This window comes from Stenotrophomonas sp. YJH_SMC_6, from assembly GCF_059371335.1.
The window spans coordinates 1-13188 of the sequence record NZ_JCAFUM010000005.1 but is presented as its reverse complement, the minus strand read 5'-3'; the positions used below and the strand labels follow the sequence as shown (position 1 = coordinate 13188).

Sequence of the window (13188 nt, the reverse complement as noted above, 5' to 3'; positions counted from 1 at the left end):
ATCCCGGCTGGGCCGGCCGGGAGTCGTCAAGGAATGATGGCCGCAGTGTTGGTTCGATCCATGACCCAGAAGAGGAATTCGACGTGATCAAGAAGCAGAACCTTCGCATCAATGTGTTGGCAGCCGCCGTGCTGTCGCTGACCGGTGTTGGCCTGGCACAGGCCGCCGACCTGAAAGCAAATGCGCCGTTGTCCGGCCCGAAGACGCAGCAGGTGGATGGCATCATCGTGAAATACCGCGCTGGCAGCGCCGCAGCTGCCGATGCGAACGCCAAGCTGGCCGTGGTCAACTCGGCCATCGCCCGCGCCGTGCCGGCAGGTACCAACGCGGCTGCGCGCAGTGCCGCGCTGCGCCCGCAGGTGGCCCGCAAGCTGGGCATCGGTGCCGATCTGATCCGCCTGCAGGGAGGGATCGCGCGCGCCGAACTGGACAAGGTGCTGGGCGAACTGAAGGCTGACCCGACCGTCGAGTATGCGGTGGCCGACGCCATCATGTATCCGATCGATGCTGCGTCGTCGCCGCGTGCGGACGCCGTCGCGAAGTCCGATGCGTCGCCCAACTTCGTGCCCAACGATCCTTACTACCAGAGCCACAACTGGCACTTCCACAACCCGGTCGGCGGCGTCAACGCACCGGCCGCATGGGACGTCTCGCAGGGCGAGGGCATCGTGGTGGCCGTGCTCGATACCGGCATCCTGCCCGAGCACCCGGATTTTGCCGCCGGCACCCTGCTGGAGGGCTACGACTTCATCAGCCAGGCCAGCCGCTCGCGTCGTGCCGCCGACGGCCGCGTGCCAGGTGCACTCGACTACGGTGACTGGATGCCCACCGCCAATGCCTGCTACGACGGTTCGCCGGTACGCGACAGCAGCTGGCACGGTACCCATGTGACCGGCACCATCGCCGAGGCCACCAACAACGGCCTGCATACCGCCGGCCTGGCCTACAAGGCCAAGGTGCTGCCGGTGCGCGTGCTCGGCTATTGCGGTGGCACCCTGTCGGACATCACCGACGCCATCACCTGGGCCTCGGGCGGTACCGTGGCCGGCATTCCTGCCAACCAGAATCCGGCCGAGATCATCAACATGAGCCTGGGCGGCTCCGGCAGCTGTGATCCGGCCTACCAGGCGGCCATCACCGGTGCCACCAACCGCGGTACCCTGGTGGTGGTGGCAGCCGGCAACGACTCGATGAATGTCGCCAATGCCCGCCCGGCCAACTGCGATGGCGTGGTCTCGGTCGGCGCGACCGGCATCACCGGCGCCATGGCCTACTACTCCAACTTCGGTACCCGCATCGATCTGTCCGGCCCGGGCGGTGGCGTCACCGACGGCAATCCGAACGGCTATGTCTGGCAGGCGGTGTCCAGCAGCAAGACGTCGCCGCCGGCAGCCGGTTCCACCGAGGGTTACACCCTTGGCGGCAAGGCCGGCACGTCGATGGCGGCGCCACATGTGGCTGCCGTCGCCGCGCTGGTGCAGAGCGCGCTGATCGCCGCCAACCGCGACCCGCTCGCGCCGGCGGGCATGCGTACCCTGCTGAAGGAAACGGCACGTCCGTTCCCGGTCAGCATTCCGACCGCCACCCCGATCGGTACCGGCATCGTCGATGCCAAGGCCGCGCTGGACAAGGCCCTGGAAGAGCCATGCACCGAGAACTGCGGGCCGGTGGCCAAGCCGCTGACCAACAAGGTGGCCATCGGCGGGTTGAGTGGTGCCGCCGGCAGCAGCGTGCTTTACAGCTTCGAAGCCGCGGCAGGCAAGCAGCTCAGCGTCATCACCTATGGTGGCACCGGCAACGTCTCGGTCTACCTGGCCAAGGGCCGCGAGCCGAGTGCCACCGACAACGATGCGCGCTCGACCCGTCCGGGCACCTCGGAAACGGTGCGGGTGACGGCACCGACTGCCGGCACCTACTACATCAAGGTGGTGGGCGAGGCGGCTTACAGTGGTGTGAGCATTCTCGCCACGCAGTAAGCGCGCAGTGCGGTAGTTGAATGGCCGAAGCCCGTCACCCGCATGTGACGGGCTTCGTCTTTTTACGAAAGCGGGCGGCGGGGCGACGGAAATCACGACGTAACTGCTAAAGTCGAGCCGATTGACAGGAGAGTCACGTGAACGCCCTTGCTGCAACCGCTGCCGACGACGCCGAAGGCCGCATCCTGGATGCGTTGTTGGCGTGTGGCCGCCTCAAGGAGAGCGATCTTGCACGGGCACGGCCGCTGCACGCGGAGGCCGGCGGCAGCCTGCTTGGCCTGCTGGTGCGGCTGGGGCTGGTGTCCGAACGTGACCAGGCGCAGGCCAGCGCCGAGGTGCTGGGCCTGCCGCTGCTGGATGGCAAGCAGCTGCCGGATTCACCGCCCCAGGGTCTGGCCGAGGGCCTGCCGCTGTCCCTGCGTTTCCTCAAACAGTTCCATGTATGCCCGCTGGCGCTGGATGAACAGGGTGTACGGCTGTGGCTGGCCGATGCCCACGATCCCTATCCGCAGCAGGCTGTGCAGCTGGCACTTTGCGTACCGGTGACCCCGGTGCTGGGCATGCGTGCGGAGATCGATGATCTGGTCGAGCGCTGGTTCGGCCAGGGCCGCAGCGCGATGGGCGCGATTGTTGAAACCGCAGACGGCGAGGGCGGCGCGGTCGACGATATCGAGCACCTGCGCGACCTGGCCTCGGAAGCGCCGGTGATCCGCCTGGTCAACCTGGTGATCCAGCGTGCGGTGGAACTGCGCGCTTCGGACATCCACGTCGAGCCGTTCGAAAGCCGGCTGAAGGTGCGTTACCGCGTCGACGGCGTGCTGGTGGAAGGCGAAAGCCCGCCGGCCAACCTCACCGCAGCGGTGATCAGCCGCATCAAGATCATGGCCCGCCTCAACATCGCCGAGCGCCGCCTGCCGCAGGACGGCCGCATCATGCTGCGCGTGCAGGGCAAGGAGCTGGACCTGCGCGTGAGCACGGTGCCGACCGCGCACGGCGAAAGCGTGGTGATGCGCTTGCTCGACCGCGAAACGGTGGTGTTCGATTTCCATCGTCTCGGCTTCACCGATGCGTTCCTGCCGCAGTTCCGCAAAGTGCTGGAACAACCGCACGGCATCCTGCTGGTCACAGGCCCGACCGGTTCGGGCAAGACCACCACGCTGTACACCGCGCTGAGCCAGCTCAACACCGCCGACGTCAAGATCATCACGGTGGAAGATCCGGTCGAGTACCAGATCGAGGGCATCAACCAGATCCAGGCCAAGCCGCAGATCGGCCTGGACTTCGCCAACGCACTGCGCAGCATCGTGCGTCAGGACCCGGACATCATCATGATCGGCGAAATGCGCGACCTGGAAACCGCGCGCATCGCGATCCAGTCGGCGCTGACCGGCCACCTGGTGCTGTCCACCCTGCACACCAACAATGCGGCCGGCGGCATCACCCGCCTGCTCGACATGGGCGTGGAGGACTATCTCCTCACGTCCACCATCAACGGCATCCTGGCCCAGCGCCTGGTGCGTCGGCTGGAGCCGACCCACGCCGAACGCTATGAAGCCTCGCCGGAGGAGATCGAGCGTTTCGAGCTGCGCCGCCTGCAGCCGGAAGGGCCGATCCATCTATACCGCCCGAAGCCTTCGGCACTGGCGCCGACTGGTTACCTGGGCCGCACCACCATCATGGAATTCCTGGTGATGAACGATGCGCTGCGCCGCGCGGTGATGCGCCGCGATGGCATGGGCGAGATCGAACGCATCGCCCGTGAAGCCGGCATGCGCACGATGTACGAGGATGGTCTGTCCAAGGCGCTGAGCGGGCAGACCACCATCGAGGAAGTGCTGCGCGTGACCGAGGAAAGCTGATGCGCGCAGGACGCCGGGGCTGACATGCCGAACTACCGCTACAAGGCGCTCAATCCGCACGGCGAGATCTTCGACGGGCAGATGGAAGCCGCCAGCGAGGCCGAACTGGTCGCGCGCCTGCAGGATCAGGGGCACCTGCCGATGGAGACCCAGCTGGCCGATGGCGGCGTGGTCGGCGGCAGCAGCTGGCGCACGCTGCTGCGCCAGCGCCCGTTGCAGGGCGCGGCGCTGCTGCAGTTCACCCAGCAGCTGGCGACCCTGCTTGGCGCCGGCCAGCCGCTGGACCGTGCACTGTCGATCCTGCTCGGGCTTCCGGAAGACGAACGTTCGCGCCGCGCGATCACCGACATCCGCGACGTGGTGCGCGGCGGTGCGCCGCTGTCGACCGCGCTGGAACGCCAGCACGGCCTGTTCTCGCGCCTGTACGTGAACATGGTGCGTGCTGGCGAGGCGGGTGGCAGCCTGCACGAGACCCTGCAGCGGCTGGCCGACTACCTTGAACGCAGCCGCGCGCTGCAGGGCAAGGTGATCAACGCACTGGTCTATCCGGCCATCCTGCTGGTGGTGGTGGGCGGTGCGCTGCTGTTCCTGCTCGGTTACGTGGTGCCACAGTTCGCGCAGATGTACGAAAGCCTGGACGTGGCGCTGCCGTGGTTCACCAATGCGGTGCTGCAGCTTGGCCTGTTCGTGCGCGACTGGTGGGTGCTGCTGCTGGTAGTGCCCGCAGTGCTGGCACTGTTCTTCGAACGCAAGGTACGGCAGCCGGCATTCCGGCTGGCGCTGGATGGTTGGCTGCTGCAGCGTCGCGGCATCGGCCGCCTGCTGGGCGAACTGGAAACCGCACGGCTTGCGCGCACGCTGGGCACCCTGCTGCGCAACGGCGTGCCGCTGCTCGGTGCGCTGGGCATCGCCCGCAACGTGCTGGGCAACCGTGCGCTGGCTGCCGATGTCGAAGCGGCCGCCGATGAAGTGAAGAACGGTGCCGGCCTGTCGCTGGCGCTGTCGCGCGGCAAGCGCTTCCCGCGCCTGGCGCTGCAGATGATCCAGGTCGGCGAGGAGTCCGGTGCACTCGATACCATGCTGCTGAAGGCCGCCGACACGTTTGAACAGGACAGCGCCCGTCGCATCGACCGTCTGCTGGCCGCGATGGTGCCGGCGATCACCCTGGTGCTGGCCTCGGTGGTCGGTGCGGTGATCGTGGCCGTGCTGGTGCCGTTGTACGACCTGACCAATGCCATCGGCTGATGATGGCTCCCTACGCAACCCCGACACTCCGCAACCGAAAGGACCGACCATGATTGCTTCCCGTCGACCGATCCGCCTTTCCTTCGCCGCCGCGCGCAACCAGTCGGGCATGAGCCTGCTGGAGATCATCATCGTCATCGTGCTGATCGGCGCGGTGCTGACACTGGTCGCCAGCCGCGTGCTGGGCGGTGCCGATCGTGGCAAGGCGAACATCGCCAAGGCCCAGGTGCAGACCGTTGCCTCCAAGGTCGACAACTACCAGATCGATACCGGCAAGCTGCCGGGCTCGCTCAACGATCTGGTGACCGCACCGGCCGGTGTCGGCGGCTGGCTGGGCCCGTACGCCAAGCCGGCCGACCTGAATGACCCGTGGGGCCACGCGCTGGAGTACCGCGCGCCGGGCGAAGGCCAGCCGTATGAACTGATCAGCCTGGGCAAGGACGGCAAGGCCGGTGGCAGCAGCGTCGACGCTGACATCCGCTACCAGCCGTAACCGGGCATGACGCATTTCCTGCCGCGGCGGCTGCCTCGCCCTCGCCTGCACGGCAGGCGCGCAGCGGGCCTGTCGCTGCTGGAAATGCTGCTGGTGATCGCGCTGATCGCCGCGATCGGCCTGATCACCGCCGCGGGTCTGTCGCGCGGCTTTGCCGGCATGCAGCTGCGCAGCGCCGGCAAGGACATCGCCAACCAGCTGCGCATGGTGCGCGCCCAGGCCATCGCACGCGGTGAACCGCAGCGCTTCGTGATCGAACCGGCGCGTCGCCACTGGCAAGGTGCGAACCAGCGCCAGGGCGACGTCCCGGCGCAGCTGCAGGTGCAGTTCGAAGGCGCCGCGCAGCTGGCCACCGCACCGGGGCAGGGCGTGATCGAGTTCCATCCCGATGGCGGCTCCAGTGGTGGCCGCATCCGCCTGCAGCGTGAGGGCGCCGAATGGCGCATCGATGTCGGCTGGCTGACCGGCGAGGTCCGCTCCGGCCCGTGGCAGGCGCCATGAAGCGGCGGGCGCGTGGTTTCACCCTGCTGGAAGTCATCATCGCCTTCGCCTTGCTGGGCCTGGCGCTGACGCTGCTGCTGGGCAGCCTGTCAGGTGGCGCGAAACAGGTCCGAGAGGCCGAGCTGCGCACGCGTGCGGTGCTGCATGCGCAGTCGCTGCTGGCCGAAGCCGGTGTCGCCGCGCCATTGCAGGTGGGCAGCCAGCAGGGCGACTGGGAACAGGGCCGATACCATTGGGAGCTGCAGGTACAGCCATGGGTCGAGCCGCGTGCCGCCAACGCGGTACAGGCACAGGCGCAATCGCCGGGGGCTCCCTGGCTGGCCGAGCTGCAGCTTCAGGTGCGCTGGGGCGAAGACGAACGCGAACAACTGCGCTGGCGCAGCCTGCGCCTGCTGCCGCCGGACCTGGAGAGCGCGCGATGAAGCGACGCGCCGCAGGCTTTACCTTGGTGGAAGTGATGCTGGCCACGGTGCTGTTGGCCGGTGGCCTGGCGTTGGCCTTTGCCAGCGTGCGCTCGGCGATGGCGGTGAGCCAGCGTGCCGAGCAGATTGCCGCCGAGAGCGAACGCATGCGTGCGGTCGAGGCTCTGCTGCGGCGGCAGCTGGCCGGTGCGCTGCGCACGCCGCTGGAAGTGCCCGATCCCACCCGCGAACCGATCTTCTTCCAGGGCGAAGAGCAACGCATGCTGTTCGCGGCCGATCTACCGGGCTATCTGGGCCGTGGCGGTGCCTACCTGCACGCACTGCAGGTGGATGGCCGCAGCGGCCAGCAACGCCTCCTGCTCGACCTCGTGCTGCTGCAGGAGGGCGAGCGCATCGCCGAAACTCCGCCGCGCCCACCGGAGGTGCTGGTGGAGAACCTCAAGTCGGTGCAACTGCGCTATCGCGGCATCGATGCCAGCACCGGGCAGGTGACTGATTGGATGCCGCGCTGGGATGACACCCGGCGCCTGCCGATGCTGGTGGAGATCCAGATCGTGCCCGCCAAGGGCGCTCCCTGGCCTGCACTGGTGGTCGCTCCGCGCGCGGGCGGCAGTGGAGGAGCGCGATGAGCCGGGCGCACGGCGCGGCGCTGGTACTGGTCCTGTGGCTGATCGCCCTGATGACGGCGCTGGTGGGCGCGTTCGCGTTGAGCGCGCGGGTCGAGCACCTGCAGCAGCGGGTGCTGGATGATGATGCGCGTGGCCAGGAGCGTGCACGGGCGGGACTTGAGTACGCGCTGACGCGCCTGTCCGCCGATCCGCAGCGGGCGCCCTGGCGCGCCGATGGCCGTGTCTATCGTTGGCAGTTCGATGACGCCAGCATCGAGATCAAGGTGCTGGACGAGAACGGCAAGATCAACCTGAACCTGGCCGACGTGGCCCTGCTGAGCGCCTTCCTCAAGGCGCTGGGTGAAGACGAAGCGCAGGCCCGCCAGCTGGCCGGCGCGATCGTCGACTGGCGCGACGAGGACAGCCTGCTGCAGCCCGGCGGCGGTGCCGAAGCGCCCGACTATGCCGCCGCAGGCCTGCCCTATGGCCCCCGCAACAAGCGTTTCGAGACGCTGGGCGAGCTGCAGCGGGTACTCGGCATGCGCGGCCCGCTGTACCAGGCCATGCTGCCGCACCTGACCCTGTACAGCCGCCAGGCGCGCCCGGATCCCCAGTTTGCCAGCGCGCCGGTGCTGACCGCACTGGGCCTGGATGCGGATACCGTGCTGGCGCAGCGCGCACAGCAGGAGCGTGACGCAGATACCGCTGGCGGTGCGACAACGCTTGCCAGCAGCAGCGGCACCTATAGTATCGAGTCTCGTGCAACCGACGGCAGTGGACGCCGGTCGGTGTTGCAGGCAGTGGTACGCAATGGCTCGGGCGGGGTTCCCGGGCGGTCCTACACAGTGCTTCGCTGGGAGCAGGGAATGACAGCAAGATGACGGCATGGCAGGACAGTGTGCGGCAGGTACAGGGCCGGATCGGCCCTGGCGCCGGCCGTTTCCTGCGCTGGTGGCGGCAATCGCTGCTGGCCTGGGTGCCGGCACGTTGGCAGTGGGCACTGGGCTGGGCACAGGCGCGCCTGCTGCTGCAGCGCGAAGGCGACCATCTTCAGGTCTGGCGTGAGGCGGGGGAGCGCCGCGAACCGGTCGTACGGCTGCCGTGGCCGCTGTCCCCGGCCGAACTGGATCGCGTGCTGGAAGCCCGCCTGCGCAGCTTGCCGCGGGTGTGGCTGCTGCCGGCAGGCGATGTGCTGCGCCGGCAGCTGCGCCTGCCGGCGGCGGCGGCTGACCGCCTGCGTGCGGTGGTCGGTTTCGAGATCGACCGGCAGACGCCTTTCGAATCCAGCCAGGTCAGCTATGACGTGCGTGAACGTGGCGCGGCGGGCGAGGGCCAGCTGCAGGTCGAACTGGTGGCCTGGCCGTTGCGGCAGCTCGAGGCCTGGCGCAGCAACGTGGGCCAATGGGCCGATGCATTGTCCGGTGTCGATGCCATTGACGCGCAGGGCAACATCCTGCAGGTGAACCTGCTGCCGCCCGCGCAGCGTCAGCTGCAGGCCGACCCGATGCGGCGCTGGAACCTTCTGCTGGCCGTGGCCGCGGTGGTGATGCTGGTGCTGTCTGGCCTGCAGGTGCTGGACAATCGCCGCGCGGCAGCCGACGAACTGCGTGCCCAGGTGGAGCGCAGCGCGCGCAGTGCGCGTGGCGTGGCCAGCGAACGTGCCCAGCTGCAGGCGCTGATCGACGGTGCCGCGTTCCTTGAAAAGCAGCGCGGCCAGCGCGCGGGTACGGTGGAGATCTGGAACGAACTGACCCGGCGCCTGCCGGAGGGAACGTACCTGGAAAAACTGGCCATCGAGAACAACAACCTGCAGCTGATCGGCCTGAGCCGCGAGGCCTCGCAGCTGGTGCAGCTGCTGCAGGATGCGCCGCAGTGGCGCAAGGTCAACCTGACCGGCGTACTGCAGGCCGATGGCGCCGCCAGTGGCCGCGACCGCTTCACCATGACCGCTGAACTGCAGCCGTTGCCGGCGGCAGCCCCGAACCGGGAGGCGGCCGATGCCGATGCCAAGCGCACGCCGTGACCGCTGGCTGGCACTGGCACTGTTGCTGGCAGTGCTGGGCCTGGCCTACCTGCTGCTGGTGCACCCCTGGTTCACCCGGCCGCTGCGCGAAATCGATGCTGATGTCGCCGCCCTGCGCGAGCGCGAGCAGCGCGTGCAGGCGCAGCTGCAGCAGCAGCCGCAGATCGAACAGCGCCTGCGTGCCACCCGCGAGGCACTGCAGCAGCGGCCGGGCTTCCTGCGCGAGGCCACCGCCGAGGCTGCAGCCGCTGCGCTCGGCGCGAAGCTGCAGGATGCGGTGGCGATGGCCAGCCCGGGCAACCGCAGCTGCACCATCAGCAACCGCACGCCGCTCACCGACAACCGCCGCGACGCCGAGTTCGTGCGCGTCGCCATGCAGGTGCGCCTGCGCTGTGGCGTGGCCGAACTGGCCACGGTGCTGCACAGCCTGGAGACCGGCAGCCCGCGCCTGTTCGTCGACAACCTCAACCTGATCGCGCAGCGCTTCCAGCAGTCGCCGAATGAATCCGGGCTCGGCCTGGATGTGTCATTCGAACTGGCTGGTTACCTGCTGCCGGGGGCTGCTGCCGATGGCAGTGCGCCGACGCCTGCCGCCGAACCGGTGTCCGCGCCGCAGCCGCCTTCAGCGCCACCCGCCCCCGCACCGGCGGCGCCGGTCGAGGGACAGGAGGTCGCTGATGAAACTTGAGCAGATCAGCCTGCGCACCGGTTTCCTGCTGGCCCTGGCCGGTTGGGCTGCGGCGGTCTGGCTGGCCACCGGCTTCGGTCTGGGCAGCCAGTTGCCAGGTGCGGATGGCGATGCCGATGCGGTGCCTTCGCTGCCGGTGCTGCCGCCGTTGGCCGCAGAACGGATGCCCAGCGCCGACAGCTACAGCGCGATCGGCGAGCGACCGCTGTTCGCCGAGGACCGCAGGCCGAAGCCCTACCTGCTCGGTGGCAGCGAGCCGGCCGCCAGCGCCGCGCTGCGCCTGACCGGCGTGCTGCTGACCGGCGACTTCGGCATGGCCACCTTCACCACCGAACAGAACCGTTCGCTGCGGCTGCGCCTCAACGGCGAAGCGGTGGACGGCTGGCAACTTGTGGGGCTTGCGCCGCGCCAGGCCACGGTGATCGGCCCAAGCGGCAGCCAGGTGCTGGAACTGGCCGTGTTCAATGGCCAGGGCGGCGAGCCGCCCACCGTACTGCGGGGTGCCAATGGCGCGCCGCCGGCGGGTGCGGTCGTTGTGCCACCGCCGGCGGGCGCACCGCCGATGCCATCCCCACCTCCGGCTGCTGCAACCGCAACCGCGCAGCCGCAGCCCGCCAGCAGCGTGCCATCAGCCGCCGCCGCGGCACCTCCTGCCAACACCAATGGCCCCAGCGAAGCGCAGATGCAGGCCATCCGCGAACGCATCCAGGCCCGTCGCCGCCAGCTGCAGCAACAACAGCAGCAACAACCGTCGCCGCCCCCGGGCGATGGCACCAACCGATAGAGTGAATGCATGAGCCTGCGTTTTCTTCCCTGGTCCTTTGCCCTCGCGCTGCTGGTCGGCTGCAGCACCGTGTCCGCGCCGCATGTGCAGCGCAAGGGCAATCTGTCGCCCACTGCCGAGGCCGGCCAGGCAGCTGATGTCGCAGCAGATGCTGCCCGTGACGCCCAGGGCGCTCCGCAGGCGGTGATCCGCCGTGGCACCGGCACCATGATCAACCGCGAAGCAGCACGTGCACCGGCACCGGCGCTGCATGGCGCCAGCACCGGTGAAGCAACCTTCAATTTCGAAGGCGAGTCGGTGCACGCGGTGGTCAAGGCCATCCTCGGTGACATGCTGGGCCAGAACTACGTGATCGCACCGGGCGTGCAGGGCACGGTCACCCTGGCCACGCCCAAGCCGGTGTCGCCGGCGCAGGCGTTGAACCTGCTGGAGATGGTGCTGGGCTGGAACAACGCCCGCATGGTCTACAGCGGTGGCCGCTACAACATCGTCGCTGCCGACCAGGCGCTGGCCGGTACGGTTGCGCCGAGCACGGCGCCTGCAGCCAGTGCGCGTGGCTTCGAGGTACGGGTGATCCCGCTGCAGTTCATCTCCGCCACCGAGATGAAGAAGGTGCTGGAGCCCTATGCGCGGCCCAATGCGATCGTCAACGTCGACAGCGGCCGCAACGTGATCACCCTGGGCGGTACCCGCGCCGAGCTGGAAAACTACATGCGCACCGTCGAGATCTTCGACGTCGACTGGCTGTCGGGCATGTCGGTGGGCGTGTTCCCGATCCAGTCGGGCAAGGCCGAGCAGGTCGCTGCCGATCTGGAGAAGGTGTTCGGCGAGGAGAGCAAGACCCCCAGCGCCGGCATGTTCCGTTTCCTGCCGCTGGAAAACGCCAACGCCGTGCTGGTGATCACCCCGCAGGTGCGTTACCTGGACCAGATCCAGCAGTGGCTGGACCGTATCGATACCGCCGGTGGCAGCGCCCGCCTGTTCTCCTACGAGCTGCGCTACATCAAGGCGCGCGACCTGGCCGAGCGGCTGAGTGAAGCCTTCGCCAGCAGCGGCAACCGCGGCGGCTCCAGCCCGGCATCGCTGGCACCCGGCGCGATTCCATCGCAGCTGGGCAGCGACGGCGAGCGCGGCATGGACAGCAACAACAGCAGCAGTTTCGGTTCGACCCCGGGCAGCGGTTCCAGCGGTGCCGGCAACGGCAGCATGAACCTGCCGCAGCGCCAGTCCGGCAACGTCAGCGTCAGCCTGGAAGTGGAAGGCGATCGCGTGGGCGTCTCGGCGGTGGAGGAGACCAATACCCTGCTGGTGCGTTCGAGCCCGCAGGCCTGGCGCTCGATCCGCGAGGTGATCGAGAAGCTGGACGTGATGCCGCTGCAGGTGCACATCGAAGCCCAGGTGGCCGAGGTATCGCTGGATGGTGACCTGAAGTACGGCGTGAACTGGTTCTTCGACAATGCCGTGGCCGGGCGTGCCCTGACGGGAGCATTGGGCGGCGTGACCCTGCCGGCAGCAGCGGGTGGCTCCTGGAGCAGCTTCGCCGGTGCCGCAACCGGTGGCGAAGGCCTGGGCTGGGCATTCACCGGCCACAATGGTGCGGCGGTGGTGAGCGCGCTGGACAAGGTCACCGATGTACGCCTGCTGCAGACCCCCTCGGTGTTCGTGCGTAACAACGCCGAGGCCACGCTCAACGTGGGCGACAAGGTGCCGATCAACACCACCACGGTCAACACCGGTATCGGCACCGGCACCTACAGTTCGGTGCAGTACATCGACACCGGCGTGATCCTGAAGGTGCGCCCGCGCGTAACCCGCGATGGCACGGTGTTCCTCGATATCGTGCAGGAAGTGAGCAGCGCCTCGAACGTGCCCGACAACTGCAATCCGACCGAGCGCAACTGCAACCCGCGGATTTCCACCAAGAAGCTGTCGACCGAAGCGGCGGTGCAGAGCGGCGACACCATCATGCTGGCCGGCCTGATCACCGATTCGGCCACCGATGGCAGCAGCGGCATTCCCGGCCTGAGCCGGATTCCGGTGGTCGGCGCGCTGTTCGGGCAGAAGAGCCGTACCAGCCGTCGTTCCGAAGTGATCGTGCTGCTGACCCCGAGCATCGTGCGCAACAGCCAGGAAGCGCGGAATCTGACCGACGAGTACAGCCAACGCTTCCGAGCGATGGAACCGCTGAACCAGCCGCGCGCAAAGAAGTAAGGGGTTTACGGCCGGGCTGCGCCCGGCACCCGCAGAGGCCGAAGCTGGAGCAACAGCAACAGCAACAGCAACAGCGGGTTTACTGAGGGATGGCGGGGCACTGTGGGTTTGCGGGGACGCCGTAAATACGTCCATGTAGGCTTGGTCGCCGCATCCATGCGGCTCACACCCCGCAAACCCACAGTGCCCCGCCTTCGACAGTTGCCTGCTGCTGTTGGTAGGTGTCGACCTTGGTCGACACGATCCACGCCATGCGTGGATGACTCTCCATCGAAATCGAATATTTCGAGATCTGAAACATCTGAGCCGAGCATGGCTCGGCTCTACAGAAGGCAATGCCCGACAGATCGCGGAAAACTGTCGAAGGCGGGGTGGGTC

13 protein-coding genes are annotated in these 13188 nt (G+C 68.1%); 12 read left to right on the top strand and 1 reads right to left on the bottom strand.

Annotated elements, in window-relative coordinates; genetic code table 11:
* Positions 1 to 83: 83 nt before the first annotated feature.
* From AC5P9N_RS06630 to gspD, 12 genes are all read left to right on the top strand, one after another.
* A complete protein-coding gene (locus AC5P9N_RS06630; RefSeq protein ID WP_099484335.1) occupies positions 84 to 1976 on the top strand; it encodes a S8 family serine peptidase in 1893 nt (630 codons plus the stop codon).
* 137 nt (positions 1977 to 2113) lie between these two features.
* A complete protein-coding gene (gspE, locus tag AC5P9N_RS06625; RefSeq protein WP_099484334.1) occupies positions 2114 to 3835 on the top strand; it encodes a type II secretion system ATPase GspE in 1722 nt (573 codons plus the stop codon).
* A gap of 24 nt (positions 3836 to 3859) precedes the next feature.
* Positions 3860 to 5080 carry a type II secretion system protein XpsF gene (gene xpsF, locus AC5P9N_RS06620; protein ID WP_099484333.1) on the top strand — a complete coding sequence of 407 codons (1221 nt, stop codon included), beginning with the start codon at positions 3860 to 3862 and terminating at the stop codon, positions 5078 to 5080.
* A 49-nt stretch (positions 5081 to 5129) separates the two neighbouring features.
* Positions 5130 to 5573 carry a type II secretion system major pseudopilin GspG gene (gspG, locus tag AC5P9N_RS06615; protein WP_099484332.1) on the top strand — a complete coding sequence of 148 codons (444 nt, stop codon included), beginning with the start codon at positions 5130 to 5132 and terminating at the stop codon, positions 5571 to 5573.
* A gap of 6 nt (positions 5574 to 5579) precedes the next feature.
* Positions 5580 to 6074 carry a type II secretion system protein XpsH gene (gene xpsH / locus AC5P9N_RS06610; RefSeq protein WP_099484331.1) on the top strand — a complete coding sequence of 165 codons (495 nt, stop codon included), beginning with the start codon at positions 5580 to 5582 and terminating at the stop codon, positions 6072 to 6074.
* A complete protein-coding gene (xpsI, locus tag AC5P9N_RS06605; protein ID WP_099484330.1) occupies positions 6071 to 6496 on the top strand; it encodes a type II secretion system protein XpsI in 426 nt (141 codons plus the stop codon). The genes xpsH and xpsI overlap by 4 nt, the downstream gene beginning before the upstream one ends.
* Positions 6493 to 7125 carry a type II secretion system protein J gene (locus AC5P9N_RS06600; protein WP_099484329.1) on the top strand — a complete coding sequence of 211 codons (633 nt, stop codon included), beginning with the start codon at positions 6493 to 6495 and terminating at the stop codon, positions 7123 to 7125. Before xpsI ends, AC5P9N_RS06600 begins: the two co-directional genes overlap by 4 nt.
* Positions 7122 to 7985, top strand: a complete 864-nt coding sequence (locus AC5P9N_RS06595; RefSeq protein ID WP_005408029.1) for a type II secretion system minor pseudopilin — start codon at positions 7122 to 7124, stop codon at positions 7983 to 7985. Before AC5P9N_RS06600 ends, AC5P9N_RS06595 begins: the two co-directional genes overlap by 4 nt.
* Positions 7982 to 9127: a PilN domain-containing protein gene (locus tag AC5P9N_RS06590; protein WP_005412206.1), complete on the top strand. Its 1146-nt coding sequence runs from the start codon at positions 7982 to 7984 to the stop codon at positions 9125 to 9127. The genes AC5P9N_RS06595 and AC5P9N_RS06590 overlap by 4 nt, the downstream gene beginning before the upstream one ends.
* Entirely contained in the window at positions 9102 to 9815 is a 714-nt protein-coding gene (gene gspM, locus AC5P9N_RS06585) for a type II secretion system protein GspM (RefSeq protein ID WP_043033848.1), read from the top strand. Before AC5P9N_RS06590 ends, gspM begins: the two co-directional genes overlap by 26 nt.
* Positions 9805 to 10599, top strand: coding sequence for a type II secretion system protein, XpsN-like (locus tag AC5P9N_RS06580; RefSeq protein ID WP_005408032.1), 795 nt, complete (start codon positions 9805 to 9807; stop codon positions 10597 to 10599). The genes gspM and AC5P9N_RS06580 overlap by 11 nt, the downstream gene beginning before the upstream one ends.
* A 9-nt stretch (positions 10600 to 10608) precedes the next feature.
* A complete protein-coding gene (gspD, locus tag AC5P9N_RS06575) occupies positions 10609 to 12810 on the top strand; it encodes a type II secretion system secretin GspD (protein WP_005412208.1) in 2202 nt (733 codons plus the stop codon).
* A 163-nt stretch (positions 12811 to 12973) separates the two neighbouring features.
* Here gspD and AC5P9N_RS06570 read toward each other — a convergent pair.
* Positions 12974 to 13188: hypothetical protein (locus tag AC5P9N_RS06570; protein WP_204304120.1), on the bottom strand; the 215-nt coding region annotated here is incomplete at its 5' end.

What these genes read in the sequence shown, in the direction of transcription:
- xpsF (WP_099484333.1), top strand. Translation starts at nt 3,860, where the DNA reads ATGCCGAACTACCGCTACAAGGCGCTCAATCCGCACGGCGAGATCTTC.
- gspG (WP_099484332.1), top strand. Translation starts at nt 5,130, where the DNA reads ATGATTGCTTCCCGTCGACCGATCCGCCTTTCCTTCGCCGCCGCGCGC.
- xpsH (WP_099484331.1), top strand. Translation starts at nt 5,580, where the DNA reads ATGACGCATTTCCTGCCGCGGCGGCTGCCTCGCCCTCGCCTGCACGGC.
- xpsI (WP_099484330.1), top strand. Translation starts at nt 6,071, where the DNA reads ATGAAGCGGCGGGCGCGTGGTTTCACCCTGCTGGAAGTCATCATCGCC.
- AC5P9N_RS06600 (WP_099484329.1), top strand. Translation starts at nt 6,493, where the DNA reads ATGAAGCGACGCGCCGCAGGCTTTACCTTGGTGGAAGTGATGCTGGCC.
- AC5P9N_RS06595 (WP_005408029.1), top strand. Translation starts at nt 7,122, where the DNA reads ATGAGCCGGGCGCACGGCGCGGCGCTGGTACTGGTCCTGTGGCTGATC.
- AC5P9N_RS06590 (WP_005412206.1), top strand. Translation starts at nt 7,982, where the DNA reads ATGACGGCATGGCAGGACAGTGTGCGGCAGGTACAGGGCCGGATCGGC.
- gspM (WP_043033848.1), top strand. Translation starts at nt 9,102, where the DNA reads ATGCCGATGCCAAGCGCACGCCGTGACCGCTGGCTGGCACTGGCACTG.
- AC5P9N_RS06580 (WP_005408032.1), top strand. Translation starts at nt 9,805, where the DNA reads ATGAAACTTGAGCAGATCAGCCTGCGCACCGGTTTCCTGCTGGCCCTG.
- gspD (WP_005412208.1), top strand. Translation starts at nt 10,609, where the DNA reads ATGAGCCTGCGTTTTCTTCCCTGGTCCTTTGCCCTCGCGCTGCTGGTC.